The sequence below is a fragment of the Peptococcus niger genome (genome assembly GCF_900101835.1).
GTDB lineage: Bacteria > Bacillota > Peptococcia > Peptococcales > Peptococcaceae > Peptococcus > Peptococcus niger.
Window position 1 is genome coordinate 177,936 of sequence record NZ_FNAF01000002.1, and the last position, 25,300, is coordinate 203,235.

Annotated in this window: 27 protein-coding genes, 2 tRNA genes and 1 pseudogene; 16 read left to right on the forward strand and 14 right to left on the reverse strand. The window is 51.6% G+C overall.

Annotation, left to right across the window (positions count from 1 at the left end):
* The first annotated feature begins 24 nt into the window (after positions 1-24).
* On the forward strand, positions 25-198 hold the full coding sequence (locus BLQ16_RS02670) for a FeoB-associated Cys-rich membrane protein (protein WP_091791204.1): 174 nt from the start codon (positions 25-27) through the stop codon (positions 196-198).
* A 142-nt stretch (positions 199-340) separates the two neighbouring features.
* Positions 341-592 carry a hypothetical protein gene (locus BLQ16_RS02675; protein ID WP_091791205.1) on the forward strand — a complete coding sequence of 84 codons (252 nt, stop codon included), beginning with the start codon at positions 341-343 and terminating at the stop codon, positions 590-592.
* A gap of 30 nt (positions 593-622) precedes the next feature.
* Here the strand turns inward: BLQ16_RS02675 and BLQ16_RS09625 are convergent, their stop codons facing one another.
* Entirely contained in the window at positions 623-784 is a 162-nt protein-coding gene (locus tag BLQ16_RS09625; RefSeq protein WP_159427954.1) for a hypothetical protein, read from the reverse strand.
* A gap of 398 nt (positions 785-1,182) precedes the next feature.
* Here BLQ16_RS09625 and BLQ16_RS02680 point away from each other — a divergent pair, with 398 nt between their 5' ends.
* Complete coding sequence (locus BLQ16_RS02680; RefSeq protein ID WP_091791206.1) at positions 1,183-1,947, forward strand: hypothetical protein; 765 nt, start codon at positions 1,183-1,185, stop codon at positions 1,945-1,947.
* Between the two features lie 129 nt (positions 1,948-2,076).
* Here the strand turns inward: BLQ16_RS02680 and BLQ16_RS02685 are convergent, their stop codons facing one another.
* The gene (locus BLQ16_RS02685; protein ID WP_091791207.1) at positions 2,077-3,297 is read right to left on the reverse strand and encodes a carboxylate--amine ligase; all 1,221 of its coding nucleotides are present in this window, start codon (positions 3,295-3,297) and stop codon (positions 2,077-2,079) included.
* Positions 3,298-3,362: 65 nt separating this feature from the next.
* Entirely contained in the window at positions 3,363-4,274 is a 912-nt protein-coding gene (locus tag BLQ16_RS02690; RefSeq protein ID WP_159427955.1) for a DMT family transporter, read from the reverse strand.
* Between the two features lie 151 nt (positions 4,275-4,425).
* Between BLQ16_RS02690 and BLQ16_RS02695 the strand changes: the two genes are divergently transcribed.
* Positions 4,426-5,304: a LysR family transcriptional regulator gene (locus BLQ16_RS02695; RefSeq protein WP_091791209.1), complete on the forward strand. Its 879-nt coding sequence runs from the start codon at positions 4,426-4,428 to the stop codon at positions 5,302-5,304.
* Here BLQ16_RS02695 and alr read toward each other — a convergent pair.
* The 6 genes from alr to BLQ16_RS02725 all read right to left on the reverse strand — a co-directional run bounded on the left by alr (position 5,291) and on the right by BLQ16_RS02725 (position 11,881).
* Positions 5,291-6,484 (reverse strand): alanine racemase, encoded by a 1,194-nt coding sequence (gene alr / locus BLQ16_RS02700; RefSeq protein ID WP_091791210.1) that lies wholly within the window; start codon positions 6,482-6,484, stop codon positions 5,291-5,293. The genes BLQ16_RS02695 and alr overlap by 14 nt on opposite strands.
* Before the next feature lie 87 nt (positions 6,485-6,571).
* Positions 6,572-7,963, reverse strand: coding sequence for an amino acid permease (locus BLQ16_RS02705; RefSeq protein WP_091791211.1), 1,392 nt, complete (start codon positions 7,961-7,963; stop codon positions 6,572-6,574).
* Positions 7,964-8,301: 338 nt separating this feature from the next.
* Positions 8,302-9,195: a hypothetical protein gene (locus BLQ16_RS02710; RefSeq protein ID WP_091791212.1), complete on the reverse strand. Its 894-nt coding sequence runs from the start codon at positions 9,193-9,195 to the stop codon at positions 8,302-8,304.
* The gene (locus BLQ16_RS02715; protein WP_207645061.1) at positions 9,192-9,884 is read right to left on the reverse strand and encodes an ATP-binding cassette domain-containing protein; all 693 of its coding nucleotides are present in this window, start codon (positions 9,882-9,884) and stop codon (positions 9,192-9,194) included. Before BLQ16_RS02715 ends, BLQ16_RS02710 begins: the two co-directional genes overlap by 4 nt.
* Positions 9,871-10,248 carry a GntR family transcriptional regulator gene (locus tag BLQ16_RS02720; RefSeq protein ID WP_091791214.1) on the reverse strand — a complete coding sequence of 126 codons (378 nt, stop codon included), beginning with the start codon at positions 10,246-10,248 and terminating at the stop codon, positions 9,871-9,873. Before BLQ16_RS02720 ends, BLQ16_RS02715 begins: the two co-directional genes overlap by 14 nt.
* A 73-nt stretch (positions 10,249-10,321) precedes the next feature.
* Complete coding sequence (locus BLQ16_RS02725) at positions 10,322-11,881, reverse strand: sodium/proline symporter (RefSeq protein WP_341443770.1); 1,560 nt, start codon at positions 11,879-11,881, stop codon at positions 10,322-10,324.
* Between the two features lie 116 nt (positions 11,882-11,997).
* On the opposite strand from BLQ16_RS02725, the gene BLQ16_RS02730 reads away from it, so the two are divergent.
* A tRNA-Gln gene (locus BLQ16_RS02730) sits at positions 11,998-12,069 on the forward strand.
* Positions 12,070-12,694: 625 nt separating this feature from the next.
* Here BLQ16_RS02730 and BLQ16_RS09710 read toward each other — a convergent pair.
* The 3 genes from BLQ16_RS09710 to BLQ16_RS02740 all read right to left on the reverse strand — a co-directional run bounded on the left by BLQ16_RS09710 (position 12,695) and on the right by BLQ16_RS02740 (position 14,947).
* A complete protein-coding gene (locus BLQ16_RS09710) occupies positions 12,695-13,381 on the reverse strand; it encodes an ATP-binding protein (RefSeq protein ID WP_242868936.1) in 687 nt (228 codons plus the stop codon).
* Positions 13,347-14,162, reverse strand: coding sequence for an AlbA family DNA-binding domain-containing protein (locus tag BLQ16_RS09715; RefSeq protein ID WP_200781862.1), 816 nt, complete (start codon positions 14,160-14,162; stop codon positions 13,347-13,349). Before BLQ16_RS09715 ends, BLQ16_RS09710 begins: the two co-directional genes overlap by 35 nt.
* A gap of 143 nt (positions 14,163-14,305) precedes the next feature.
* Positions 14,306-14,947 (reverse strand): LexA family protein, encoded by a 642-nt coding sequence (locus BLQ16_RS02740; RefSeq protein ID WP_091791216.1) that lies wholly within the window; start codon positions 14,945-14,947, stop codon positions 14,306-14,308.
* 314 nt (positions 14,948-15,261) lie between these two features.
* Between BLQ16_RS02740 and BLQ16_RS02745 the strand changes: the two are divergent.
* A pseudogene (locus BLQ16_RS02745) lies at positions 15,262-15,813 on the forward strand (peptidoglycan recognition protein family protein); the annotation flags it as partial.
* Between the two features lie 214 nt (positions 15,814-16,027).
* Here BLQ16_RS02745 and BLQ16_RS02750 read toward each other — a convergent pair.
* Positions 16,028-16,100: transfer RNA gene (locus BLQ16_RS02750), tRNA-Ala, on the reverse strand.
* A gap of 307 nt (positions 16,101-16,407) precedes the next feature.
* Between BLQ16_RS02750 and BLQ16_RS02755 the strand changes: the two genes are divergently transcribed.
* On the forward strand, positions 16,408-17,151 hold the full coding sequence (locus BLQ16_RS02755) for an ABC transporter ATP-binding protein (protein ID WP_091791218.1): 744 nt from the start codon (positions 16,408-16,410) through the stop codon (positions 17,149-17,151).
* Complete coding sequence (locus tag BLQ16_RS02760) at positions 17,148-18,092, forward strand: SufB/SufD family protein (RefSeq protein ID WP_091791219.1); 945 nt, start codon at positions 17,148-17,150, stop codon at positions 18,090-18,092. The genes BLQ16_RS02755 and BLQ16_RS02760 overlap by 4 nt, the downstream gene beginning before the upstream one ends.
* A gap of 83 nt (positions 18,093-18,175) precedes the next feature.
* On the opposite strand, the gene BLQ16_RS02765 is transcribed toward BLQ16_RS02760, so the two are convergent.
* Positions 18,176-18,544 carry a Rid family detoxifying hydrolase gene (locus BLQ16_RS02765; protein WP_091791220.1) on the reverse strand — a complete coding sequence of 123 codons (369 nt, stop codon included), beginning with the start codon at positions 18,542-18,544 and terminating at the stop codon, positions 18,176-18,178.
* 96 nt (positions 18,545-18,640) lie between these two features.
* Between BLQ16_RS02765 and BLQ16_RS02770 the strand changes: the two genes are divergently transcribed.
* The 8 genes from BLQ16_RS02770 (at position 18,641) to BLQ16_RS02805 (ending at position 25,251) form a co-directional block, all read left to right on the forward strand.
* The gene (locus BLQ16_RS02770; protein ID WP_091791221.1) at positions 18,641-19,471 is read left to right on the forward strand and encodes a hypothetical protein; all 831 of its coding nucleotides are present in this window, start codon (positions 18,641-18,643) and stop codon (positions 19,469-19,471) included.
* Positions 19,468-19,851, forward strand: coding sequence for a hypothetical protein (locus BLQ16_RS02775; RefSeq protein WP_091791222.1), 384 nt, complete (start codon positions 19,468-19,470; stop codon positions 19,849-19,851). Before BLQ16_RS02770 ends, BLQ16_RS02775 begins: the two co-directional genes overlap by 4 nt.
* Complete coding sequence (gene csm3 / locus BLQ16_RS02780; RefSeq protein WP_159427957.1) at positions 19,841-20,503, forward strand: type III-A CRISPR-associated RAMP protein Csm3; 663 nt, start codon at positions 19,841-19,843, stop codon at positions 20,501-20,503. The genes BLQ16_RS02775 and csm3 overlap by 11 nt, the downstream gene beginning before the upstream one ends.
* Complete coding sequence (locus tag BLQ16_RS02785) at positions 20,484-21,218, forward strand: hypothetical protein (protein WP_091791224.1); 735 nt, start codon at positions 20,484-20,486, stop codon at positions 21,216-21,218. Before csm3 ends, BLQ16_RS02785 begins: the two co-directional genes overlap by 20 nt.
* Before the next feature lie 4 nt (positions 21,219-21,222).
* Positions 21,223-22,320 carry a type III-A CRISPR-associated RAMP protein Csm5 gene (gene csm5 / locus BLQ16_RS02790; protein WP_159427958.1) on the forward strand — a complete coding sequence of 366 codons (1,098 nt, stop codon included), beginning with the start codon at positions 21,223-21,225 and terminating at the stop codon, positions 22,318-22,320.
* Between the two features lie 42 nt (positions 22,321-22,362).
* Positions 22,363-23,184 (forward strand): CRISPR system precrRNA processing endoribonuclease RAMP protein Cas6, encoded by an 822-nt coding sequence (gene cas6, locus BLQ16_RS02795; RefSeq protein WP_159427959.1) that lies wholly within the window; start codon positions 22,363-22,365, stop codon positions 23,182-23,184.
* A 173-nt stretch (positions 23,185-23,357) separates the two neighbouring features.
* Positions 23,358-23,945, forward strand: coding sequence for a xanthine phosphoribosyltransferase (locus BLQ16_RS02800; protein WP_091791227.1), 588 nt, complete (start codon positions 23,358-23,360; stop codon positions 23,943-23,945).
* Between the two features lie 37 nt (positions 23,946-23,982).
* The gene (locus BLQ16_RS02805; protein WP_242868933.1) at positions 23,983-25,251 is read left to right on the forward strand and encodes an acetylornithine deacetylase; all 1,269 of its coding nucleotides are present in this window, start codon (positions 23,983-23,985) and stop codon (positions 25,249-25,251) included.
* The last annotated feature ends 49 nt before the right edge of the window (positions 25,252-25,300 follow it).

Here is a 25,300-nt window from a genome sequence, read left to right on the forward strand (position 1 = left end):
TGATCTTGTAAAGGAGATGTCACTATGTTTGCTGCAACAGCGCCAACGGTTATTACCTTACTTATCTTGTTGGCTGCAGTCGGCGGGGTCTTGTATAAAATGAAACGCTCCGGTAAAGGCAGCTGTGGCTGTTCTTCCGGATGCTCCGGCTGTGGCGGCAGTTGCTCTACCCATCAAACGCCTAAAAAAGAAAAATAAATTTCTGCATCACTTTCTCCTACTAGGCCGGTGCTTTGGCACTGGCCTAATTTTTATTTAAAAAAGTCAAGTTGTTATAAATTTTTGCTTGTCATCCGGCCTTAATATGGTATGCTTAGAAAAAAAGTAAAGGTGGGATACGGTGAAAAAAACGGTTTCAATTTTTTTAATACTAACGCTTTTCTTGCCTGCTGCAGCTTGTGGGCAAGTGGATGCCTTACAGGCACAATACGAGCGCAACCGTGCACAGAGCCACCGGGAAGACGTTTTGCGTGAACAGCGCAACGATCAGGGGGAGGCTACAGACACAAAAGAGGTGGTTAAGCAGCCCTGGCAGGTGGTAGAAGAATCCTCAAGCGGTTCGCAGGGGACAGACACACAAGCGCCGACATGAGCCCAGGAAAAAGGCACTAAGGGAATTCCCTTAGTGCCTTTTTTTATACTGGCGCACATAGCGCCGCAACATAATATAGACCAGGACCAAGACGAGAATCAGCCCTACATATATTTGCAGGTACCAAACGGTATAAAACATCCAAAAGCTGTCAATTAAGTTGTGAAAGCTGCACATCAAGTTATACATCATTCGTCGTCCTTCCTTTCACGGCCCGCCAGACACGGAAGAGCGTAAAAAGGCTAAAAATCAAAAGCGGCAGTAAAGCAAAGAAGCCGGTGTAAAACAGTACGATAAAGACATAGGGGACAGTTTCCATGATATCCTCCTTGACGCCATCAACCTTGGTGGTCTGTTTTGGATTGCTTTAAATATTGTAGCTGTTTTAATTCACGCCAGATCAGAGCGTTTAACGCGATAACAAGGCAACAAAGGGCAGGTCCTATGCAGGTGCGCAAGATATCATCCATCGTTTAACACCGCCTTTATTAGAAAGCTATTGACAATTAGGGGCATAGTGTTTACTATATAACATATAGTTGATTTGTCTTACTGTTATGTTATACCCGGAAAGAGAAGGAGGAAAACAGATGTTTAAGAAAACAATGGTCGTTTTGTTAAGTTTATGTCTGATGATATTGCCGCTTGCGCCTATTTACGCATATGAAAATGATACTCAACAAGCCAAGTTTTTCACATTACAGTCGTATACCCCCTTCAATGTGGCGCTTCCCGAACCGGATATTACTGTTTCAATCTTGCCTGGCAATCAGTTAAAAGTGGATTTTGATTTAACTGGGGACCAATCCGGTAAAACACGTGTTTTTGATGTTTTTGTCAATCCGAAATCGGCAACATTTGATGTACAGGAAATAGCTGTTCCGGAAGGTATGCTACAGGACTATCATACGATGCTTCAAAAAGAAAAATTATCCGGTGGGATTGAACTGATGGCTGCTCATGATTTTACACGCGGTATGTCAATGCAGACGCTTGATCCTGCTCCCAGAAATGAAGTATTAGCAACGACCTATTTTTATTTAAGCTGGAATCGCAACGGAAATGATACTATTGCAAGTGCGTCTCAGCATCCCAATAAACATACTAAGTGGGGGACAACATGGTATGCTAATGGTTACAGTATTTCGCCGGCGCCCGGTATTGCAACAGGACGGCGCTGCCTGTCGAATTATTATAATTATGACTTTGCCTCAGACAATAAAAGAACTGATGTGACCCATTCGATGACGATTCAAGGGCTGTCAAACGGTGTGTTGGATTGTCATGGGACGCAAATTCAATCAGGTGATTGGAGCGTCTTCTTACATTATCGGATCGCCTGCAATTTGGCTTAACGTGTTCAATGAGATAGGGGCCTAAATGCTGCCGCTTGACGGGTTTCGTTAACAAAATTGTAGGCATTAAAACACCGCCGCATTCACGTTTATGAATGCGGCGGTGTTTTTTTATGGGCGAATTTTGTGCTAGGTCAGCATGCGTTTCCGCTGGCCATGATAAAAACGGTTGATCATAAGCCGACGGTAGAGGCCCAGATCTTTATCGTAAAGGAGGGTGTTGCTGACCCGGCCTTCGTTAATCAGCCGGCGAATACGGGGCAATTCATCTTCCGGGGCGTAATCTAAGAAGAAGTCCACCGGCACATGCAGCCAAAGGGTGGGGTTGTTATGGTAGTGGGGAGTTTCCAAGTGAATGTCTTCCACCCGGTCCCGGACCAGCCAGGTGGCCAGGTTACAGCCACTGGCGGTGGTGAAGTAACTGGACCGGCCTTGACGAATATTGATTTCAAAGACTTTATACTGTCCGTCACGGGCATCGTATTTTAAGTCAAAGTTGGCAAAGCCAATAAAGCCAATGGCTTCCAAAAAGCGCTGGTAGGTCTTGTAGAGGTCGTCATTGCCTTCCTGGAGGATGGCGTTGTAATTGCCCACCCCGGCAGGGGTGTGGTCCTCTAAAAGGCAGTGCCCCAGGCACATCATCTGGACCTTGCCCTGGTCGTTGGAGTAGCTGTTTAAAACGTACATGGCGTCATCACCGCCGGGGATGAAGTCCTGGATGATGAGCTTATCGGTATAGCCGGCGGCGTAAGACTTGTGGACCAGGTCCTGCAATTCTTCCGGGCTGTCCACTTTGAAGGCTTTTTTCTTACCGGGGAAGTCAATTTCCAGCCATTCAATTGAATTGCTCGCTTTCAAAGCCACCGGGAAATCAAAGGGCAAGTCCAGGTCATCCTGGCTTTCAGCGGTGACGATATGGGTGGCCGGGTAGGGGAGGCCGTAGCGGTCACACATGTCGTAGAAATCTGCCTTGTTTTCCAGTTGGAGCTTTAAGGCGTGGTCAATATAGGGAATCACAAAACGTTTGGAGAGCTCTTCCTTGTGTTCGCAAACCAGTTCGGTATACCGGTCGCCGCAGGCAATTAACAAAAGCGCATCGTAGTAGCCCTTGTACAGGGAGGCCACGTCATCCAGGGTGCTCAAAAAGGTGGGGGCCTTGTCAAAATCCGGATGGGTGTGCACTTCTACGATGCGACTTTTGCGGGTTTCCAGAAGGGGAAACTTGCCCAGGGCAAGCGATTTGATCCCGTATGCTTCATGAAAAGCCCGTGCCATGCCATAGCAATTGGCGTCGGTCCCTAAGAGAACCGGTAAAAAACGAGTATCGGAATTTTTAATGGTACGGTTCATAGACAGTCCTTTCTTGATGCAGGGTTTGAATCCAGTATACACGCTTTCAAGGAGGACGTCCACGTTTACGGTTCGGTTTTATACTTAAGGTGTTTCAGGCCTTTGATGGGGAAATGGTGGACCGATTGGGCCAGGTAGGGCAGGAGGACGGCGCTTAGGATAAGAACCAGCCCGGTATAGCCCTGTAGGCTCAGCCGTTCCTGTAAAAAGACAGCGGCCAGGATGGCGGCAAAGAAGGGGTTGAGGCCACAGAAAAGACCGGCGCGTTCGGCGCTGACGTACCGTTGGGCAAGGGGCTGGAGGGTAAAGCCGAAGCCTGTGCAAACGATGATCAGGAAGGCCAGGCACAGCCATACTTCTTGTCCGACGGGAAGGGAAAATCCGCCGGTCACCGGGGTGCTGACCAGGGCCAAGGCCCCTAAAACGCCGATTTGGATAATGCCCATCGGTACCACATCGTCCGCGTTTTCCTTAGCAAAGCGGTCGGTTAGAATGATCACAGTGGTGTATAAAAAGGCAGCCGTCAAAGCATGGGCGTCTTCGGCGCTGATGTAAAAGCCCTTGCCGCTGAGGGTGAGGCAGCCGACGCCGACAAAGGCGATGACTGAGGAAAAAATGCTTTGGGTGCGGGGTAGCCGGCGTGCCAAGATGGCAATGACCAAGGGGGTCCAAATGATGGCCGTATTTTCCAACAAGGCCACGTTGGTGGCGGCAGATGCTTTGAGGGACCACATTTCAAAAGTCATGGTGGCAAAAAAACCGGTACCTAAAATAGCGCCGTGTAGCCAGGCTTTCGCTGAAGCCTGGCGCAGCTGGCGGTGAAAAATGACTGCAATAATGATAAAGGCCGGCACAAACCGCCAGGCCAGCAAATTCATCGGGGAGAGGCTGGCCAGGGCTATTTTGCTGAACATCATCGCACTGGCACGGCAAATAATGACAAAGGCCAATAATAACTCCGCCTGTTTGTGGGCCATTTTCTTCATTCCTTTCTGACAGGACAGCGGCCGAGGTGTCCATGGTGGGTGGTCGTGTCCTTCACTTTTGACATTATTTTAACAGGCGAGTATAATTGCGTAAAGCGACACTAAATCAACAATAAGATGACAAAACATCAAGGAGAAAAACATGGATTCCATTAAAGTACGTGCCCTCTTGGAAACGATTTCCGCCGGTCGTTTGGCCAAGGCGGCCGAGGCCTTAGGCTACACGCCGTCCGGCATGAGCCGGATGATTGCCGCTTTGGAAAAAGAACTGGGGCTGACCCTTTTATTGCGGGACCGCAGTGGCGTAGCGCCGACAGCCGCCTGCCGGGACCTCTTGCCGGCCTTTCGTGGCCTCTTGGCGGCGGATGACGCGGCGGAAGAGGCAGTCCGGCAGGTGCAGGGGCTTTCAGCAGGCCGACTCACCGTCGGCGCGGCCTATTCACGTTTTTACCCCCTCCTGTCCAAGGCCATTGCCGATTTCAGTCGACAGCATCCGGGGGTTAATGTTGAGTTTATAGAAGGGACCTCCAGTGATTTGGCCCATGCGGTGGCAGACCATCAAGCCGATTTCTGCATCATCAGCAAGCGCCTGGGCGATTTTGATTGGCAGCTGCTCTTAGACGATGAATTGATTGCCCTGGTGCCGAAAAACCACCCCTTGGCGGCAAAGCCCTATATGCTGGCAGAGGATTTTTTATCCGAACCCTTCATTACCATCTACCCCTCTCAAGAAACGGACAATTCGCGTTTTTTTGCCAAGCACGGCATTAGGCCGCCGGAAGGCTACGGCACAGCCGATGTCCTGGCCGCAGTCCATATGGTCGAGGCGGGATTGGGCTTGACCCTGGTCAATGGCATCCTGGTGGCCCAAATTCAAGATGTCCAGGTCGAAAAAAAGCCTCTTTTGCCGGCCGCATCGGTTCCCATCGGGGTAGCGGTGACAAAAGAGGCAACGCGGTCGCCGGCGGCAGAAGCCTTCTGCCGGGCCTTTTTTGCGCGTCAAAGGGTTATTCAGGCGTAATGTCCGTATCGTAGAGGTAATTGCAATTGGCCACGAATAGGCCATTTCTGTAATAGGTCCGCGGAATGCGGCGGGAGAGCATGCAGAAAATTTCATAAGAAATGGTGCCGAGAATATTGGCCAGTTCTTCAGCGCTGATGTACTCCTCGCCTTGGCTGCCGATGAGCACCACCTCATCGCCAACGGCCACGCCGGGCACATCGGTAACGTCAATCATGCACTGGTCCATGCAGATGTTGCCCACCACCGGTGCCCGTTTGCCGCGAATGAGCACTTCAGACTTATTGGATAAGAGCCGGGTGTAGCCGTCTGCGTAGCCCATGGGGCAGGTGGCAATGCGGCGGGGACCGGGAGTGGTGTATTTGCGGCCATAGCTGACGGCTTCCCCGGCGGCCAGGGTTTTAACGTGGGTCACCCGGCATTTCAAACTCATGGCCGGCAGCAGGTTCAGCTTGGATTCGTCCACCTCATGGGTGGGGGATAAGCCATAGAGGATAATGCCGGCGCGCACCATATCCATATGGGTTTCCGGTAAATCGGTAATGGCCGCACTGTTGGCCATATGGGCCACGTTCGGCACCAAACCGCGCGCAGCGAGGCCGTCTTTAAAGAACTTGTAGCGCCGGAATTGTTCCTGGCTGTAGGCCTTGTCCGCTTCATCCGCTGTAGAAAAGTGGGAGAAGAGCCCTTCAAAGGCAATGCCCGGCAGGTTTAGGATAGACTCGATTTCATCCAGGGATTCTTCCGTCGGCAGAAAGCCGATCCGCCCCATGCCCGTATCCACAGCAATGTGTACCCGGGCAGTCGTATTCAATTCCTGGGCTGCCTGGGAAAGGGCTGCCGCCATAGGACGGGAAAAAACCGCCTGGTCCAGGTGCCATTTTAAAAGGCCGCGGGCGCGGGTGATCTCCGTGGCACCTAAAATTAAAATAGGCGCGGTGATGCCTGCCTTGCGAATTTCAATGGCTTCTTCAATCGTGGCCACCGCCAACCGGTCGGCACCATTTGCCAGAAAAACCGGCGCTGTGTGGACCGCTCCGTGGCCATAGGCATTGGCCTTACATACAGCGGTCACTTCCACCTTGTCACCGACGACCCGGCGAACTTCCTGAATGTTGTTGGCAATGGCATCCAGGTCCACTTCTACCCATAAGGGGCGGGTGTGCGCTAAATCTTGCATAGACAACCTCCTGTTCACACTGTTCGATAACATTAAAAAGCACAGCTGCAAGTGGTGGACTGCAACTGTGCTTTTTTGCCCAAAAGTTTATTCGTTAGGGATTTTGCCCAGTCGTTTTTCAGCGGGCCGCTTGTTCAGACCGACAATAAAGTAGGTCGCGGTAAAGAAAATCATGAAGGACAGGCCGACGGGAATGGCAATCCGTGTATCCGGATTGGCCCCCATGGCCGCAATGACCAAGACCAATACGGCCAAGGTGATGATATTGGAAAAGGGATAGAGGGGCAGCTTAAAGAGCAAACGGTCTTTTTCTGCCGGTGTCAACTGTTTACGGAAAAAGATTTGCGTGACCGTAATGGTTCCCCAAGTGTAAACGGCGCAGAAAGAACTGACAGATGTCAGATAAGTGAAGGCTTTTTCCGGCATAATATAATTGAGGACCACGCCAATCAAGACCAGCACTGCCGTGAAAAGAATCGCATTGGCAGGCACGTGATGCTTGCTGATTTTGCCGAAAACAGCCGGTGCTTGCTTGTGGACAGATAAATTATACAACATTCGTCCGCAAGAATAAATACCACTGTTGCAGCTGGAGAGGGCGGCGGTTAGCACGACAAAGTTGATGATGCCGGCTGCAGCCGAAATCCCCAATTTGGCAAAGGTTAAAACGAAGGGGCTGCCGGTGGTGCCGATTTCATCCCAGGGATAGAGGCACATGATGACGAAGAGGGCACCGATGTAGAAAATCAAGACCCGGTAGATAACCGTGTTAATGGCCTTGGGAATGACCTTACGTGGATTTTCCGCTTCGCCGGCCGTAACCCCAATCAATTCAACGCCGATAAAGGCGAAGGCCACCATGACCAGGGCAGAGAAGACCCCGCCCATGCCGTGGGGCAGGAAGCCGCCGTGGGCGGTCAAATTGCTGAAGCCGATGGCTTCGCCACCATTGCCGAAACCGAAAAGAATCATAGCAAAGCCAATCAAAATCATGGCAATAATGGTGACCACCTTAATGATGGCAAACCAGAACTCCAGCTCACCAAATAACCTGGCGGCAGTTAAATTTGCCAAGGTCAGCAAACCGAGGAAAATAAGGGTCGTTGCCCACCGGGGGAAATCCGGAAACCAAAAGTTCACGTAAATGGCCATGGCCGTTAACTCCGCCATGGCAATAACCGTCCATTCAACCCAGTACATACAGCCGACCAGGTAGCCGGTAAAGGGACCGACAAAGTCATTGGCGTAAGCGCTGAACGAACCGGCAACAGGATACTCAACAGACATTTCACCCAAGGCCCGCATGATAAGGAAAATAATAATGCCGGCAATACCATAAGTGACCAAGATACCGGGGCCTGCCATGTTAATGGCTTGGGCGGAGCCTAAAAAAAGCCCGACACCGATGGCGCCCCCGATGGCTATCATCTGCACGTGGCGCTCTTTAAGCCCCCGCTGCAATTGATTTTTTTCAGCCATACTCTCTCATCCTTTCTTGTTCATCCTTTTTACAGGTTGCAGTTTCCGGAAGAATTATTGCTATCGTAATTTTCAACCGAAAGATGCCCTTTGGCATAAATTTACAACCCAGGATTTACAATTATTAAAATACCATGAATTGAAAGACAATTCAATATATAATAATATTTGTGGCTTGGTATATTAACAGAAAATCCGCATTGAAGAAACAAAAGTCTTTAATAAGGAAACTATTAGAAATATTTACACTTCAAGCGGGCATTATAAAAAATAAATAAAAAGGATTTTTGAGCACAATAAAAACGCGAACACTTTAGTGTTCGCGTTGGTAAAAGCTCCTAATTTAAGCTGGTCCGTAGGGCGATGCCCCAATAACTGATGCCATAAGCGAGGGCCAATTCGGCCAAATTGCTGATTATGCCGGCCCAGGGAAAGAGAAAAATAGCCGTCTTGTGGTCCGCCAGGTAATCCACCCCGCCGTTCAAGGGGGAATAAGCCTCCGTCATCCAATAATCAATGTGCAGCATATCTCCGGGTAAGAGGTGGATGACCGCCGCCGGTTGAAAAACCATGTTCAGCCCAAACACCAAAGGCATGCTGACCAATTGCACCACAACAGCGACCACAAAAAGCCCTATAAAAATATGACGGGCTGAGAAAAACCGCTGGGCCAGGACAATCCAGCCCACCCAAATCAAGGCTGTATTGAGGAGGGATAGGAAGGTTATAAGCAACATGCTGATGATGAGAATGGATGCCGTTCCGGGTGCATTCTGCCATAAGGTGATGCCATAGTCGATGACCTCTTTGACAGAATGAAAAGCATCTGCAGGGGCGTTGTTGAATGTAATGAAGTTTATCAAATTCCGCAGATTTAAGGCCAAAAAGCCAAAAATGACCACAATCGGTAGGGTGATGGCGTTCCAGAAGAGGGATAGCCCGATAAAGCTGCGCAAAATTTTGCCTGTTGACAGGGGCAGGGTGTGGGTCAGGTAAGCGTATTGACCATACAAGGATTGAAAGATCCGCACCAGGCAGATGATTTGCGGCAAGACGATTAAAACGGCAAAGATGATGAAAAGCGCCGTCAAGGAAACCAGGTTCTGGATATCGGACAAGTGGCGGCTGTCTTGCCAGTAAATGACCAACATGCCGATGGTGGCCAAGATATAAACCGGCAAAACTTGCCGGGCTGTGGCCTTAAGGTGGACGGCAAAGAGAGAATCGCTCATTGGCACACCTCCATAAAGATTTCTTTCAAGCTCCGGCCGTAGTCATTGCGCAAGTCTTCCGCCGACCCATAGAGGGCCACTTGCCCTTGGCGCAGGTAAAGGGCTGAATCCACCAGCGTTTCCACCTCAGTAATAGAGTGGGTGGCAATGATGGTGAGCGCTTCCGGCGTATAGACCCGGATCAACTGGTCCAAGATCTCCTGACGGGAGCGCGGGTCAATGCCGTTCATCGGTTCGTCCAAAAGATACACCTGCGCTTCTCGGCCCAGGGTCAGGCTTAAATAAAACTTTTCCTGAGAGCCGCGGGACAGTTGGCGCAGCCCATCTTTTTCCGATAGACCGAAATCATGCAGGAAAGCCAGGGCCCGCTCCCGGTTAAAATCAACAAAAAAGCGATCGTACAAGTCAATGCCGTTTTTCAAGTTGTAATGCCCGGGCAAGGCAAGTTTATCGCTTTGGTAGGCGACAAAATCTTTTGTCCTCTGTCCCGGTTTTTGACCGCCAATGCGGACGTCCCCGGTGTAAACATTGATAATACCCGCCAGAATGGCCAAAAGGGTTGATTTGCCACTGGCATTCGGCCCGAAAAGGCCGATAATCTGCCCTGCATCGGCGGTAAAGGTCATATCCGAGAGCGCTGTTTTTCGGCCAAATGATTTTGTCAAGGCACTGCATTCAAGAAGAGGCATTGTCATCACTCCATTGGCTTTTCATCACATCAATAATATCGTCCAAGCTAAAACCGAACGGGCGGATATCTTTAATAAAGGTATCCACCGTTTCTTTGGCCAGGATTTGGCGCATTTGGGCAATGCGGTCCCGGTTCTCTGTAATAAACCGTCCGGCCGTGCGTTGGCTGTAGGCCAGCCCGTCCTCTTCCAATTCGGTTAAAGCCCGCTGTACGGTGTTCGGATTTATGCCGTATTGGACGGCTATCTCCCGCACCGGCGGCATGCGTTCCCCGGGGGCCAATTGGCCGGAAACAATTTGCATGCGAAAATAGTGCCGGAGCTGTAAATATATGGGAATATTGCTGTCAAATTCATAGCCCATATGGCTCCTCCTGTTCTATTGCAATAATACAATATGAGCATAGCACCTGTCGCTGACCTTGTCAATATACCAATTAGCGATGAAGTTCGTCCCGGTAATGGTCGTATTCTTTTAAAACAACCGGATTTGGCGTATCCACAAGGCTGACAATGATAATCGCTGCAATTGCCACAATAAAGGCCGGCAGTAATTCGTAAATGGCAAAGACGCCGCCAAGCTTAGCAATGGCGCCGCGCCAAACAATGACCGTGACTCCACCGGCAATCATGCCCGCTAAAGCTCCGCGTGCCGTGGTTCTGCGCCAAAAGAGGCTGGTCAGAATCACTGGGCCGATGGAGGCCCCAAAGCCCGCCCAGGCAAAGGAGACAATATTGAAAATAACGCTATTTTTATCGCTCGCCAAAACCATGGCGATGAGCGCCACCGCCAGAAGGACCAGACGGGACAGGCGCAGGACTTGACGTTCTGTAGCCTCTTTATTTAAAACACCATGGTAAATATTCTTCGCCAAAGCAGACGCACTGATCAGCAAGTATGAGTCAGCAGAACTGGCCGTTGCCGCCAAAATCCCTGCCATGACAAACCCCGCCAACAGCGGTGGCAACATGGATGTGCTGATCAGGACAAAAATACTTTCAGCTTCACTGGCCGTGGTCAAATCCGTCGGAAAAATCAACCGGCCCAAAACCCCGATCGTCACAGCCGATAATAGAGAGATAAATACCCAAACGGTGGCAATCCGCCGGGATGTTTTTATCTCATTTTTATCGCGAATGGCCATAAAGCGCAAGAGCACCTGGGGCACGCCGAAATAGCCCAAGCCCCAGGCTAAGGTTGAGGCAATGGCCACCGCGCTGAATTTTTCAGCCTGACCGAACTGGGGTAAGCCCCCAGCCAAGACCTGCACGCCGTTGGCATCCGTTTCCGGTGACGCCGTCATGAAAAATTCAAAAAAACCGGGAATTTGCCGGGCATTGTCAATTGCATTGGCAATGCCGCCCACGTGGGTAAACCCGACCCCAAGCACCGCTACCAAAGCAATCAGCATAATAAAGCCCTGGAGGGTATCGGCTACGCTTTCCGCTAAAAATCCACCGACCGTCGTATAAAAAATAACAAAGGCCGCGCCGAGAATCATCATAGGAATATAGGGCATCTCGAAAACCGTATGGAACAACTTGCCCATCGTAACAAAGCAGGAAGCGGCGTAGACCGTAAAGAAAAATAAAATGATGACGGCCGCCACCACCTTTAAGACAGGGCGGTCCTCCTTAAACCGGTTGCTCATGTAATCCGGTACCGTAATCGCATCCCCTGCAATGTGTGAATACACCCGCAAGCGCTTGGCCACAATCAACCAGTTCACATAAGTGCCAACCGCCAGACCGATGGCCGTCCAGAAGGCATTGGATATCCCCATCCAATAAGCCACCCCCGGCAGCCCCATGAGCAGCCAGCCGCTCATATCCGACGCCTCCGCACTCATCGCCGTGACCAAGGGTCCCAGACTGCGCCCGCCTAAGAAAAAGTTTTCCGTACTTTTACTCGCCTGACGAGCAAAATAAACCCCAATGCCAATCAATACAGCGATATAAATGGCCATCGCTATGCCAATTTGTAAATGTCCCTGCACAATGCCAACTCCTTTTTTTAGTCTTAACTTCATTATTATAACGTGACTGACAACAGTAGGCAAGCAAAAGCCCTTGCAAGAGCCCTGCGCAAGGTGTATAATACAATTCATCCTTTAGGGGTATCGCCAAGCGGTAAGGCACGAGACTCTGAATCTCGCATGCATAGGTTCGAATCCTATTACCCCTGTGTATTATTTAAGCCTTTGCTAACGGGTATCGTTGGCAAAGGCTTTTTGTATGCTGATTTTTAGTGTGAATAGCTGTCTTCAACGGCTGCTGACACGCGCTTGGTAAAAAAAGTGGCCTTATATTTCATGCAGAGGTCAAAGAAGGTGATGAGAGTGATGGTTTCATCTTTAGCAATTTTACCCTTGTTCTCAATGCCATTTTCGAACCAAGCTCAGCTGACAGCTAAGGCGTCTTTCTTTAGCCAGCTTTGGAAATTACTTTTTTGACGTTTTTCCATGGTATTTTTGTCAAGCTCTATACGGTACCCCCATCCTTTATTGGGGTGTTTTCAACAATAACTTCTAGTTCGTTCCAGGGCTCCATGGCGGGAGCCCCTTAGAGCTTTGTGATAGACTAAATATTGTTCGCTAGGCTATCACAAGCCTGTTCATCTTCGCCCACTGTGTTGGCGCACGGTGGGCGGTTTTTTATTGTTTTTTGTTGCGCAGCTGAAAGTTACCGGCAAGTTAAACTCGTTGTGACTTAAGGTGCACTTCTATGCATTTCTACGCACTTCTATGCGTTTCTATGCACTTTATGGTAACGGTATATGAAGTATAATGGAAGTTACCAGCAAGTTAAACTTAAGCCCAAGTTGGAACATATTTCATATGCTTTGGAGCAGTATCAGGATCGAGTGGTTTTATATACCCTTTATCAATGCTGGCTTTAATTACTCGAGAAATGCTGCTTGAAGATGAGCTGGATACGCCAAAACGTTTTCTCAGAGAGCTATTGGTTAAGTAGTCCCCTTCAATATATTTTATGCAAGCATGTAAGTAGCATGACCAAAGCCTATCATCTAGCGTAAGGTCCGAAAATAGTTTTTTTGAATATAAAGTCACCTTGGTATTTTCATCATATAGTGAGATTCTTGGGGCTGGTAATTGGAAAAGTTCACACTGAATAACGATTTTGTCCCATCCAGTACCAAGTTCTTCACACATTTTTAATCTTCGCATTAATGCGGCAAGTCGTTCGTTTCTAGACCGAGGGGGATTATCAATAATTCGATAAATATCAACCAAAGGTTGCCCAGGATTAGTCACTTCAATGCGGTTAGGAAACAATTCAATAACTGGCCCGGTTCCTCTAAAAGTAAATTCCTGATGGATAAGTGCATTAGCAATAATTTCTCTAATGGCTATGAGAGGATATGCTGTCTTGTTCTCACGTAGTGCTCCTGAAATCACTTCTCTGCTCGGCAGAAGAGTTTCTATGATTTTCATCAAATATTCAAAACCAAGTGCATAACCAAAAACCAAGTGCATAACCAAAATTAATAGTATCTTCTTTCAACATATTAAAGCGGCTGGTATCAGCATATTGAACAACACGTACAGCCTTTCTAGATAGGCGATTAAATGAGGAAAGATTTTTTGCAAATAAAATAGCGCCCATATTGGATATTGAATAAAGAGAGTTATTTTGAGGAATCACAATCTTATCTTCAATTAAATAATGTAGTATTTCTTTTTTCTTACTAGGAGCTCGCTTGTTTTGTAAAGAAAAATATGGTTCAATGTCCAGTAAACTTAAAATATCTTCTATTGACAGGTCGGATAATGCTATTTGATCCTCAAATTTAACTTTTTGTAGTTTTTCCCACAATTGTTCTTGAATTCTAGGATAATTACTCAGCGGTTTTGTGTAGCTACCAATTCGGATATACTCTGTTTTTTTAAAACGCACGGTAGTGTTTATTGCAGGATGAATAACCAAGACTCCAATTTTCTTTTCATAAATAGATGTGGAATAAAATTCAAAATTTGCATTCACTGAAAGAAGATCGCGTAGCCAACTTTCAAGATCTTGATTGCCTTTTTTCAACGATAAAAAATCTACATCTGTGCCTATAATTTCGTGCGTCTTGTCATTTACACCCCAAATCAGATATGCAAATTGCTGATCTTGCCATGTAGCGCTATTAGCGAGCGCGCTAATGTTTTTTCCAATTGTATCAGGATCATAGTTATTATGCTTAAATTCCAACCAAGGTGTTTCATATGGCAGCGAACATAATTTTTTTATAAGGGTATCAAAATTATACATATAATCTCCTCGCGATAAAAAATCCTTGGGTTCGCCGCTCCCCTGATTGTGAGAGGGTTACTGCCAAGGATGGATTAGTATACAAACAATATACCATTTACGGCAGCATTTCGATTGTCTTTAGGGAAATAGATGAATTTTGCTTACCTCACGTCACTCTGAAAAGAGATGGCTTTGCCTAGGATGGTGATCTGATTTAGCTTGTCGGCTTCGTATATCATGGGTGGGTAGGCTGAGTTTTCTGCTTGAAGAATCAGCCGATTGCCTTCTTGGTAGTAGACGCGTTTTAAGGTGGCTTCTCCTTCTATGATGACGGCGGCTATTTCTCCCGGTTCTACGATATCTTGCTTACGAACAAAGACGATATCACCGTCTTTGATGCGGGCGCCAATCATGGAATTTCCGGAAGCGCGAAGGGCGAAGTCTGCACGGATATCAGTACCAACTTCGACGTAGGATTCAAAGTCTTGATCTGCATATATGGGTTCCCCGCAGACGATTTCGCCCAGGAGGGGGATTTTTTTTGTTTTTATGGGCATAATGTTGCCGTAGGTGCCGTAGAGAGATGGGGGATTGTCATCAACAAGCTCGGATTTAAGTACACCAAAGTAATCGGCTAGTACTTGTATTTTTCCCATTCTGGGTATGGCAACACCTTTAACCCACGTATTGAAGGTTTGTGGAGACACCCCAATTGCCTTTGCCACATCGACTTGCGCTAGATCATGTATGTCTAGCAAATGCTTTAAATTAGATGCAAATATTTCTTTTTGTGATCTAGCCATATTCTTCGCTCCTTTGGCAGAACTTTAATTTTATTTGATTATATAATGAAAAAGATGATAAAACAAGGAAAAATATAAAATTATTTTGGATTTAATTTTGAAATAAAATTAAATTTGATAAAATGAATTTAGCCAGGTATAAGCGGCGGGAGGTAAAGATTTATCAATATGAGTAAGAAAAGTGAGATGGTTTTTTGACACAATACGATAAGCAAAGGAGTGAGAGTATAAGCAGAGGCATTTGTAAAGGAAACAGCTATCAGTACATCACAGAGCATGACAGCCCCAATCACTAGGGACAAGGATCTAAGACGGATGCCATTGCCATCCACTGTTGGGGAGATCCCACCACGAATCCAACCTTTGACAGAGTAGTTAGCTGGCTCTGTAATCCGAGGTCTCAGGCATCCGCCCACTACGTAGCCGAAACCGGCAAAGTCGCCTGCATCGTCGACCCAGCCATGATGGCCTGGCACGTGGCACAACCCGGCTACGTCAATCAAACCACCATCGGCATTGAGTGCAATCCCCGGGCGAGTGAGGGGGATTATGCGACGGTGGCTGAGCTGGTCGCCGATTTGTGGCACGAGTGGGGCAAGCTGTTGGTCAAGAGGCATAAAGACTACATGCCCACCCAATGTCCAGGTGTCTATGACATTGACCGGATTGTAGCCCTAGCAGAACAGTGCTATAGCGGAGAAGAGACAGGAAAGGATGAAGTTCAATTGAGACCGGAAGTAGCAGCATGGATTACTGACCTATATGACAAGTGCATAAGCCAGAACCCCTCGAATGGGCTACCAAGTACTGGGAAGAAGCAACAGACAAAGGCATCGTTGATGGCCAACGCCCCAACAGCCCGCTGACTCGTTGCGAGTATGCAGCTAGTGAACTAAGAAGAGTAGATAAATAAGCAAAAAGCCTGCCGGATAATTGGCAGGCTTATTTTTTATGCGTAGAGCTTCGAGGTCGACATTTGGTCGACAAAATGTCGACATTATTTATGATAAAGGGTCATATTCATTGAAATAACAAAAAAAGAGAAACCGCTATTTAAAGCGATTTCTCTTTTTTACTATCTGGAGATAAGGGGATTCGAACCCCTGACCTTCTGAATGCCATTCAGACGCGCTCCCAACTGCGCCATACCCCCGTGACTACGATTTATATATTAGCTTATTTCAGCTGGAAAAGCAAGTTTAAATTTACAAAAGCTGGGCATAGTGGTTGCAAGGCCATTAAATGGTGCTGGATAAGGCCTTGGCGTCCATTGGAGGCCAGGCCTGGAGCCGGTGATTCATCAAAGAAAAATTATCTGTTAATTCTATAAAAATAAAGATCCTTCTGCGCTAATATTATGAATATCTACAGATGGCTATGGAAAAAAGGTGAAAAATGGTATTCTATCAAGTAGACAAATAATAGCCTTGTCTAGGCAATGGAGTGACGGAGGGTGCTTTATGTTACAATTAGAAAATATTGGATTCGGGGTGCCGGGAAAAGCGGATATTCTGAAAAATATTAATTTAACCATTGAAACCGGCGAAACGGTGGTGGTGACAGGGCCGAATGGCGGCGGCAAGACGTCTTTGGCCAAGGTCATCGCCGGGGTGGCGGATGCCACTGCCGGGCGGATTTTGCTGGATGGCCAGGATATTACCGGGCTGAACATTACCGAACGGGCGCGGGCGGGCATTGCCTATGCTTTTCAGCAGCCGGTGCGGTTTAAGGGCTTGCGCACCCGGGATTTGCTGAACTTGGCCGCCGGGCGGGACTTGAACGATGATGAGGCCCATGGTCTCTTGCGTCAGGTTGGCCTGCAGGGGGCGGACTATATTGACCGCAGCGTAGATACAAAACTGTCCGGTGGGGAAATCAAACGGATTGAGATTGCCGGTATTTTGGCACGAGATGCGAATTTATTTGTTTTTGATGAGCCGGAAGCAGGCATTGACCTCTGGAGTTTTAACAACTTGATTGATGTTTTTAATCATTTGCGGGACAATCGCCGCCAGTCAACGGTGATTATTTCTCACCAGGAACGCATTTTGGAAATTGCCGACCGGATTGCGGTGATTGTAAAAGGTGAGCTGGCGGCTTTCGGGCCGACGGCGGAAATTTTGCCGCAACTGGCGCATGGTCCGGAATGTCGGTCCTGTAGTGAAACGTGCTTGGTGAATCAAGAAGGGGAGGAAGTCATATGAGTTTCCAACCGGTAAATCGCATTACGGAAGAACTGCTGAACGTTGTCTCCGATTGGCAAAAGTTTCCCAAGGGGGCGGCTTATAATATTCGTCAAGACTCTCAATGCGCCGGTCGTCAATCGACGGAGAATATTGAAATCCGGCCGAAAAGTGGCGGCAGTGGCCTGGACATCATCGTTAAGGCCGGCACCAAGGGAGAGTCTTGTTATATCCCGGCTTGCATTACCAAAAATGATGTGGACGACCTGGTCTACAATGATTTTTACATTGGTGAAGACGCGGACGTGACCATTGTGGCCGGTTGCGGTGTGCATACCGATGGTCATGGCGAAAGCCGTCACAATGGGATCCACCGCTTCTTTATGGAAAAGAACGCGAAAGCCCTTTATTTGGAAAAACATTACGGGACGGGCGATGCTTCTGTCGCTGCGTCGCGCCGGATTATTGATCCGGAAACGCAGTGTGAATTGGCGGAAGGCGCTTACTTGGAGATGGATACCTCCCAACTGGAGGGGATTGCCACGACCAACCGGAAAACCAGCGCCAAGCTGGAAGCCGGTGCCCGCCTGGTCATTAAAGAAAATATTTTAACGGAAGCGGACAGCACCGCCAGCACCGATTTTTATGTGGAGTTAAATGGTGATAATTGCGGGGTGGACCTGGTCAGCCGGTCGGTGGCCAAGGACGACAGCCACCAGGAGTACCATTCGGTAATTGTGGGCAATGCGCCCTCCACCGGCCATTCTGAGTGTGATGCCATCATTGTGGGCAACGGGAAGGTGGATGCCTTGCCGGAGCTGCGCGCCAATAATGGTGATGCGATGCTGATTCACGAGGCCGCCATCGGGAAGATTGCCGGTGAGCAGATTGTGAAGCTACAGACCCTCGGCCTGACAGAAGAAGAAGCGGAAGCCCGCATTATTGAAGGCTTTTTAAGCTAGTCGCGGGGGACGTCAAGGCATAAAAAAGAACAGGCGCGGGGCGCCTGTTCTTTTTGCTATTTGGACGCAATGGGTATAGGCTATTAAGAGAGGTCAGCGATGACTTCAATTTCCAGGACGGCGTCTTTTGGCAGCCGGGCCACTTGGACGCAAGCGCGGGCCGGTTTGTGGTCGCCGAAGAAGTCGGCGTAGGCGCCGTTGATGGTGTCAAAATCGTCCATGTTGCGGACAAAGATGTTGACCTTGGCGAAGCTTTCTTTGCCACCGCCGGCGGCCTGGACGATGGACAGCAAGTTGGTCAGGGCGGCGGTGGTGGCTTCGGCGGCGTCATCGATGAGAGTACCGTCTTTTAAGGGCAACTGGCCGCTGACGAAAAGCAGTTGACCGACTTGAACGGCCTGTGAATAGGGGCCGAGGGCGGCAGGGGCGGCATCGCTGTGGATAAATTTCATGGAAAATCCTCCTTTGGATTTAAGGTTAGCTTTATTTTAGCACAAAAGCAGTTGCAGACAATGCTGGTGACGGGATAAATTTGTAAAGGGCGTGGAATGATGGAGGCCTATTGGTTGGCGGTGGCGGTCTTACCGACAGAAGATGTGCCACGGTGCGGGTTGCCGGCGGTGCCGTCGGCTGTTCTGCCGGCAGGTGACCTGTGTTGGCAAGAAGAGCAGGTGGTTGTGATGACGGCGACGGCCCCGCCGGTGGAGCTGGATAAGGCGCAGGCAGCGGTTTTAGCGGAGTCCGGCGGTGCTGGGGTGCTGCGCTGGTGCCAGGCGGTTGATTTGACCGCTTTGACGGAAACCATGGCCAGGCAATGGGGCTTGCCCCAGTCGCTGACGGTGGCGGATGCCTGGCCGGATAAGCTGCCGCCTCTTGCTCCGGTGGCGGAAGCCCCCTTGTATGGGCTGCGGTTGACGGCTGGGGCAAGGCGCCGGGCGCTTTTGGCAAAGGAGGCGGTCCGGGAAGGGGAGTCCTTGCTCTACCGGACCATGGAGCTGACGCCGCAGACGGCCGTTGAGGCCCTGCAATCGGCGGTGGCAGCAGGCTGTCCCTTGGCCCTGTCGCCTTGGCTGCCGGCTTTCAGCGATCTGGCTGGGGGCGGGCTGTGCTTGTTTGGCAAGCCCTATAGCCTTGCTGACGGCGAGGTGATCGTCAGCGAGCTCCAGGCCTTACAAGGGGAATCGGCAGCCTTTCGTCGTGCCTTTGCCGGCCTATTGGCCCAGACGGATGGACGGCCCGGTCTGGCTGACCTGGCCTTATTTATGGAAGAAACACCGGTGTCTGCGGAAACGGCCCAGCAATTGTACGCTCGTGCCGTTGACCAAGGGCACTTGTCCGAATCGGCGCTGGCGTTGAGGTTATTGGGGGGACAAGCATGACAAAAGAACTGGATAGGCAGCAAGCGGCGCGCGAACGGGCGCGTCAGGTGATTTTTATGTTGGCGGAAAGGGGACAATTGCCCACTGAGGCAGACTTGCGCCCTGTGCGTGAAAGCTTCTTGCAATGGATGCAGGCAGTTCGCGTGGCGGATATGGCAGCGGTTGCCCCGTATGAGGCGCGGCTGGCGGTTTGCCTGACCGGGACAGACCGCAGGACGCCGGTGGGTAAATTAATTGAAGCGGCAGGTCTTATTGAGGCGCTGGCGGCGCCGGAAGACCGACTTGAACTGGCGGCTTACGGTGAAAGCCTTTTGGCCTGGCACCATGCGGTGGCAGGTCAAGAGACTAATGCACAGGAGGAGGCAGACCATGTACGGTAAACTCATCATCAGCGGTGAATTGGAAACGCTTACAGGCTTGCACATCGGTGCCGGCCCGGCCTTGCAATTGACGGCGGCAGACTACCCGGTGGTGCGCGACCAGCGTGGCCTGCCCTACGTACCGGGGTCCAGCCTGAAGGGAAAGCTGCGGACACTCTTGGCCCGGGCCCTGGCACAGCGCTGGATTGTCAACGACCCGGGGCACGATGCGGAAGAGGTGATCCGTCTGTTCGGAGCGCCGGCGGTGGACGATCGGCCGGCACAAGCCGGGCGGCTGATTTTTTGCGATGCACCTCTGGTCTCGGCGCCGGGGGATTATCTGGCCACGGAAATCAAGCATGAGGCAGCCATTGACCGGGCTACCGCTGAGCTGCAGGTGCGGAGTTTGGAACGGGTCGTGCCCGGGGCGCGGTTTGCCCTGCGGGTGATTTATACGGCAACGGAAGCGGCTGAGGCCGGCGCCGACTTGCAAAATTTGGCCGGGGCGATGGAGCTTCTGACCATGGACAGCCTGGGTGGCAACGGCAGCCGGGGCAGCGGCCGGGTGGCTTTTCGTAATATGCAGGTGGGCATCGGGTATGGGGATGCTTTTGACGACCAGGACCTGGCCTTCTTAAATGAGGTATTTCACGATGACGCCCTTAATCTCTAAATGGCATTTTCACAGCCCCTGGCGCCTATGGACGCAAGACCCGCGGCGGGCTTCTGTGGCCATCGGGGCAGATGTCCTGGTGCAGGCGCTTTCGGCTGTGGTTCCGGCAGACTTTCCGGCCACAGGCGTCCGCCTGTCGGATGCCCTGCCCTTTGAAGGCGACCGGCTCTACCTGCCGACTCCTGCCGGAAGCCCCGCTGCCTTTGAAGGGCCTGACGGCCAGCCCATGCAAGCCGCCTCCTGGCAGGATGTCCGCTATGTGGCCGGTCAGGCGGTGGCCGTCTGTAGGGCCCCGGCCGCTGGCGGTCTTTACCTTGTGGTTGAGGCCCCCGATGAAGCGGTGGCCGCCTGGGACGATGCTTTTCAGCGCTTGGGCCTGACCGGCATCGGTGCCCGGCGCAGCTGGGGATGGGGACAATTCACGCCGACGCCGCTTGTGCCGCTGTCAAGCCTGGCCGGCGCCGATGGGCGGGCCCTGGCAGAGGGGTTGGCGGCGGTTGGGGATGGTCCCCGGCGCTTGTTGAGCACGGTGCCCCGGCCGGAAAGTCCCTTTCCCACCTTGAGCGGGTCAGCCGTAAGGCCGGTTTGGCGCGGCCTGGCCGGGCATCCTGAGGGCGCCCGACCCTACCTGGGTGCCGGCAGTGTCGTGCCAGCGGCCACCTACCCGATTGGCCGCTTAAAGGCCGTGTCGATCGATGGGTTATTATGGGGGTGATGGCATGGAACGGATGAAACGCTTGGGCTTTTTAGAAGTTCACGAATTATTTTTAACCACCGGAGGGCCCCTATTTGTCGGCGATGGACGAATTTTAGATGCCCGCCATTGGGTGAGGTCAGGCGATGTCTTGCAGCTCTTGGACCCGGAAATTTTTGGCGCCCGGCTCCTGGACCAGGGCCTATTGCCGACCTGGCAGGCCCACCAGGCTGCCGGCGGAACAGCGGCAGATTTTTTAGAAGGCCATCCCGACCTGGGCGATATCAGCGACCTGACGGCTCGTTCGCTTACCCTTCATGAGGGGGCGCCGGTTGACCGGCTGCGGACCTTTTTGCGCCGCCCGGACGGCTGTCCCTATGTACCGGGCAGTACGGTAAAGGGGGCCTTGCGCAACGTGCTAATGGTTTACTTCTTAAATGAAATGCCTGAAACAGAGCGGGAAAAGTGGCGTAACCGGTTGCGGCAGGCCTTTAATGCGGAAGCGCCGACGGCCTTCAGCGGTGAAATGCGGGCCCTGCAAGAGACCATCCTACACACCCTGCACCTGCAGACCCGGCAGGTATCGTCAACGCTCAATGATCTCATGCGGGCCATTTCCATTGCGGACAGCGACCCCCTGCCGCCGGATGCCACCCTGGCCACCACCGTGCGCCGGGTCCACCAGGATGGTGAGGAGCGTAAGGCAGAAGCCTATGAAGTCCTGCCGCCGGACTTAAGGGTCCGCCTGACCCTGCGGATTGATATACCGCTGATGAACCGGGCCGGCCTCATGCTGACCCTATTAAATGAAGCGCTGCAATTGGCCCAGTTGATGCAGGAACGGGTTTTCTGGGAAAAGATCCATACCCCCCGGCGGGCCCCAGTGGACCTGCGCGACCTCTACCTCTACTTGGGGGGTGGGGCCGGTTTTGTGAACAAAACCCTCTTATATGCGCTTTTTGACCAGGCGGAGGCCCGGGACTTGACCAATGCTTTACTGGCGCAGACGCCGGGCTACGACCCGGCCTTCGGCGGGTCAGTGGCCCCCTATACCCGGCCCACCGTTCTTTTTAAAGGAATTTCTCATGATATGGGAAAATGCCGCATCACCATTCACTATTAGCCAATGGCGCCCCAGCTTGCCGATTGGCGGAAAGGAGTCCTTATGGAGCGCTTTACCTATGCCTTGGAGCCGGGCATTTCCCTGCCGAAAGGGATTGGCTATAAGCTCTACGGCGCCTTGAATGACCTGGCCGGTCCGGTGCTGGCCGCCCACTGGCACAGGCTCCAGCAAGCGGAAATCCACCAGCACCTCTTTGTCAAGGAGGGCCGGTTTTATTGGCGCCTTGCCCTGCTGGCGGATGATGAACCGGATATTGCTCTCCGGTCTGCCCGGGAGGACTTGGCCCGGCGGCTTGCCGGCTTAACCCGGTTGCCGGTAGATGGCACGGACCTGGCCTTGCAAGTGGTAGAAAGGGTCACCCTTTCCCGGACGGCCATCCTCCACCACCATCTGAGCCATCAGGCCCCCGCTGACCGGCTGACCCTGACCCTGCGGGCCCCCCTGGCCTTTAAACGGGCCGGCCACTACGATCCGCTGCCGCAGCCGGAACTCATGGCCCAATCGCTCATCAACCGGTGGGTCCCCCTTCTGCCAGAACTGGCCGCCGATCCGGCGCGCCTGCGAGCCCATGCCGCGGCTAGCCTTTTGCCGGCGCGAATGAGCCTGCGCACCACCGCTGTGCCCATTAAAGGCAGCCACATTCCCGGCAGCTTGGGGGACATGACCCTGCTTCTAAAAGCCCGTCCGCCCTTGCGCCGCCTGTGGGGGCTCTTCTTTGCCCTGGGCGAATGGAGCGGTATTGGCGTGAAAACCGCCCTCGGCATGGGCGGCATATCCGTCATGGCGCCGGGCTGGACAAGCTTGCCCGCTAATGCTATGATAGATTCATCAAGTACTGCACCGCAGGAGACGACCGACATCTAACTTATGTTCAGTCTCTCAGACCTTTATCACACCCCAAAGGGGATCGGCATCGACAGAACCGCGCGGTTTGGTCGATGCTTTTTTAGTAAGCAAAAGTGGCGTAATGCCGGTCCTGCCACCGGTTGACGCTAAGCAACCGGCGGGCAGGGCAGACAAAAAAGGGGACGGATAGCATGTCGTATTTAGCCGATAAAATTTTGCAAGAAGGCCTTATTTTGCCGAACAATGTCTTAAAAATCGACAGTTTTTTAAACCAGCAAATCGATCCGACGGTCATGAAGGCCATTGAAGAGGAATTTTACGCCTATTTTCAGAACCACGGCATTAGCAAAGTACTGACCATAGAAGCGTCCGGCATTGCCCCGGCCATTATGGTGGCGGCGCATTTTGACGTGCCCATGCTCTTTGCCAAAAAAGCCCTGCCGTCCACCCTCCAAAAAGACGCCTATTATCAAACCCAGGTACACTCCTATACCAAGAATACGACTTATCAGGTCGTGGTTTCCAAGCAATACCTGTCCCCTGCGGACCGGGTCCTGATCATTGACGACTTTTTAGCCAACGGCGATGCGGCCATGGGCCTGGTCAATTTGGTGGCCCAAGCCGGCGCCACCGTTGCCGGGGTGGGCATTTGTGTGGAAAAAAGCTTTCAGCCGGGGCGGGAGCGGCTGGAACGCGCCGGCCTGGACGTTTACGCCAGCGTACGGATTGCAGCTATTGACAGCGAGAGGCAGACCATTAGCTTTGCTCCCGGTCATTGATGAACCGGCTTCAGCAAGCACAGGAAGGAAGATGAAGATGGAAAAAGAACGTTTGTTGCAAGCCATTGAAGGGCGCCAGGATGAGCTGCTGGCGCTGCTCGATCAATTGATTCAATTTGAAACCATCAGCCCGCCAGCCCGCAATACCCTTGCCATTCAGACCTTTATCAAAGCTTACTTGGAAGAGATTGGCTTTGAGGTTGACATGTGGCCCTTTTACGAGAAAGACCACCTGCTGGTGGCCCGTAAAAAAGGCACGGATTCAGCCGCCTACCACGACCTGATCCTCAACGGCCACGTAGACGTGGCCCCCATCGGCGATGCAAGCGCCTGGGCCCATCCGCCCTTTCAGCTGACAGAGGTCGACGGTCGCCTGTACGGGCGAGGAACCTCAGATATGAAAGGCGGGATTGCCGCAGACCTTTTCCTGCTGAAGCTGATGCACGAAGAAGGGATCGCCTTAAAAGGGGATATCATCTTCCAAGCGGCAGTGGGCGAAGAATCCGGTGAAGCCGGTACCCGGGAAATGTTGGAAAAAGGCTATACGGCAGATTATGCCGTGGTCAACGACACCTCGGCCTTAGAACTGCAGGGACAAGGCGGGGTCATCACCGGCTGGGTGACCGTGCGCGGCAATAAAACCTATCATGACGGCAACCGGCGAGGCTTGATTCACGCCGGCGGCGGCCTTGTCGGCTTCAGCGCCATTGAAAAAATGATTCCGATCATTCAAGGCTTGCAAGAATTGGAACGGCACTGGGCGGTGACCCGGCATTATCCCGGTTTTGCACCGGGCACCAACACCATTAACCCGGCTTATATTGAAGGCGGCACCAACCCGGCCTTTATTGCCGATGAATGCAAGCTGTGGTTCACCGTACATTTTTATCCGAATGAAGATGTACGCGCCATTACCCGGGAAATTGATGCCCACCTGGCCGCTGTTGCTGCAGCCGACCCCTGGCTGCGGGACTGCCCTCCGGAAATCACCTGGGGCGGTCGGTCCATGGTGGAAGATAAGGGGGAAATTTTTCCCTCTCTGGATCTGGACCAGGATCACCCGGCCTTCGGGCAACTGGTCGCCGCCTATGAAAGCGTGCGTCAGGCAGCACCGACCATCTCCATGTCCTCTACGGTCAACGACTCCGGCTGGTTTACGCCCTTTAACATTCCGGCCGTCGCCTTTGGCCCGGGCGAACTGGAAGAGGCCCATTCGCAAAATGAATCCGCCGACAAAGCGGAACTCCTTGACTTTACCAAGATTATGGGCGCCTTTTTGCTGGACTGGTGCAACACGCCCCGCTAGAGCATCGGCCCCTGTCATGACCAGGATAGGTTTCCAGTGGTAGGCAAAA

Bases quoted from the DNA above. Each gene is read 5' to 3' on its own strand.
- BLQ16_RS02805 (WP_242868933.1), top strand. From the start codon at position 23,983: ATGGAAAAAGAACGTTTGTTGCAAGCCATTGAAGGGCGCCAGGATGAG.
- cas6 (WP_159427959.1), top strand. From the start codon at position 22,363: ATGGAGCGCTTTACCTATGCCTTGGAGCCGGGCATTTCCCTGCCGAAA.
- BLQ16_RS02680 (WP_091791206.1), top strand. From the start codon at position 1,183: ATGTTTAAGAAAACAATGGTCGTTTTGTTAAGTTTATGTCTGATGATA.
- BLQ16_RS09710 (WP_242868936.1), bottom strand. From the start codon at position 13,381: ATGCACTTGGTTTTTGGTTATGCACTTGGTTTTGAATATTTGATGAAA.
- BLQ16_RS02670 (WP_091791204.1), top strand. From the start codon at position 25: ATGTTTGCTGCAACAGCGCCAACGGTTATTACCTTACTTATCTTGTTG.
- alr (WP_091791210.1), bottom strand. From the start codon at position 6,484: ATGCAAGATTTAGCGCACACCCGCCCCTTATGGGTAGAAGTGGACCTG.
- BLQ16_RS02785 (WP_091791224.1), top strand. From the start codon at position 20,484: ATGACGCCCTTAATCTCTAAATGGCATTTTCACAGCCCCTGGCGCCTA.
- csm3 (WP_159427957.1), top strand. From the start codon at position 19,841: ATGTACGGTAAACTCATCATCAGCGGTGAATTGGAAACGCTTACAGGC.
- csm5 (WP_159427958.1), top strand. From the start codon at position 21,223: ATGGAACGGATGAAACGCTTGGGCTTTTTAGAAGTTCACGAATTATTT.
- BLQ16_RS02705 (WP_091791211.1), bottom strand. From the start codon at position 7,963: ATGGCTGAAAAAAATCAATTGCAGCGGGGGCTTAAAGAGCGCCACGTG.
- BLQ16_RS02770 (WP_091791221.1), top strand. From the start codon at position 18,641: ATGATGGAGGCCTATTGGTTGGCGGTGGCGGTCTTACCGACAGAAGAT.
- BLQ16_RS02760 (WP_091791219.1), top strand. From the start codon at position 17,148: ATGAGTTTCCAACCGGTAAATCGCATTACGGAAGAACTGCTGAACGTT.
- BLQ16_RS02685 (WP_091791207.1), bottom strand. From the start codon at position 3,297: ATGAACCGTACCATTAAAAATTCCGATACTCGTTTTTTACCGGTTCTC.
- BLQ16_RS09625 (WP_159427954.1), bottom strand. From the start codon at position 784: ATGATGTATAACTTGATGTGCAGCTTTCACAACTTAATTGACAGCTTT.
- BLQ16_RS02800 (WP_091791227.1), top strand. From the start codon at position 23,358: ATGTCGTATTTAGCCGATAAAATTTTGCAAGAAGGCCTTATTTTGCCG.
- BLQ16_RS02715 (WP_207645061.1), bottom strand. From the start codon at position 9,884: ATGCCTCTTCTTGAATGCAGTGCCTTGACAAAATCATTTGGCCGAAAA.
- BLQ16_RS02765 (WP_091791220.1), bottom strand. From the start codon at position 18,544: ATGAAATTTATCCACAGCGATGCCGCCCCTGCCGCCCTCGGCCCCTAT.
- BLQ16_RS02690 (WP_159427955.1), bottom strand. From the start codon at position 4,274: ATGGCCCACAAACAGGCGGAGTTATTATTGGCCTTTGTCATTATTTGC.
- BLQ16_RS02740 (WP_091791216.1), bottom strand. From the start codon at position 14,947: ATGGCTAGATCACAAAAAGAAATATTTGCATCTAATTTAAAGCATTTG.
- BLQ16_RS02710 (WP_091791212.1), bottom strand. From the start codon at position 9,195: ATGAGCGATTCTCTCTTTGCCGTCCACCTTAAGGCCACAGCCCGGCAA.
- BLQ16_RS02720 (WP_091791214.1), bottom strand. From the start codon at position 10,248: ATGGGCTATGAATTTGACAGCAATATTCCCATATATTTACAGCTCCGG.
- BLQ16_RS02755 (WP_091791218.1), top strand. From the start codon at position 16,408: ATGTTACAATTAGAAAATATTGGATTCGGGGTGCCGGGAAAAGCGGAT.
- BLQ16_RS02775 (WP_091791222.1), top strand. From the start codon at position 19,468: ATGACAAAAGAACTGGATAGGCAGCAAGCGGCGCGCGAACGGGCGCGT.
- BLQ16_RS02695 (WP_091791209.1), top strand. From the start codon at position 4,426: ATGGATTCCATTAAAGTACGTGCCCTCTTGGAAACGATTTCCGCCGGT.
- BLQ16_RS09715 (WP_200781862.1), bottom strand. From the start codon at position 14,162: ATGTATAATTTTGATACCCTTATAAAAAAATTATGTTCGCTGCCATAT.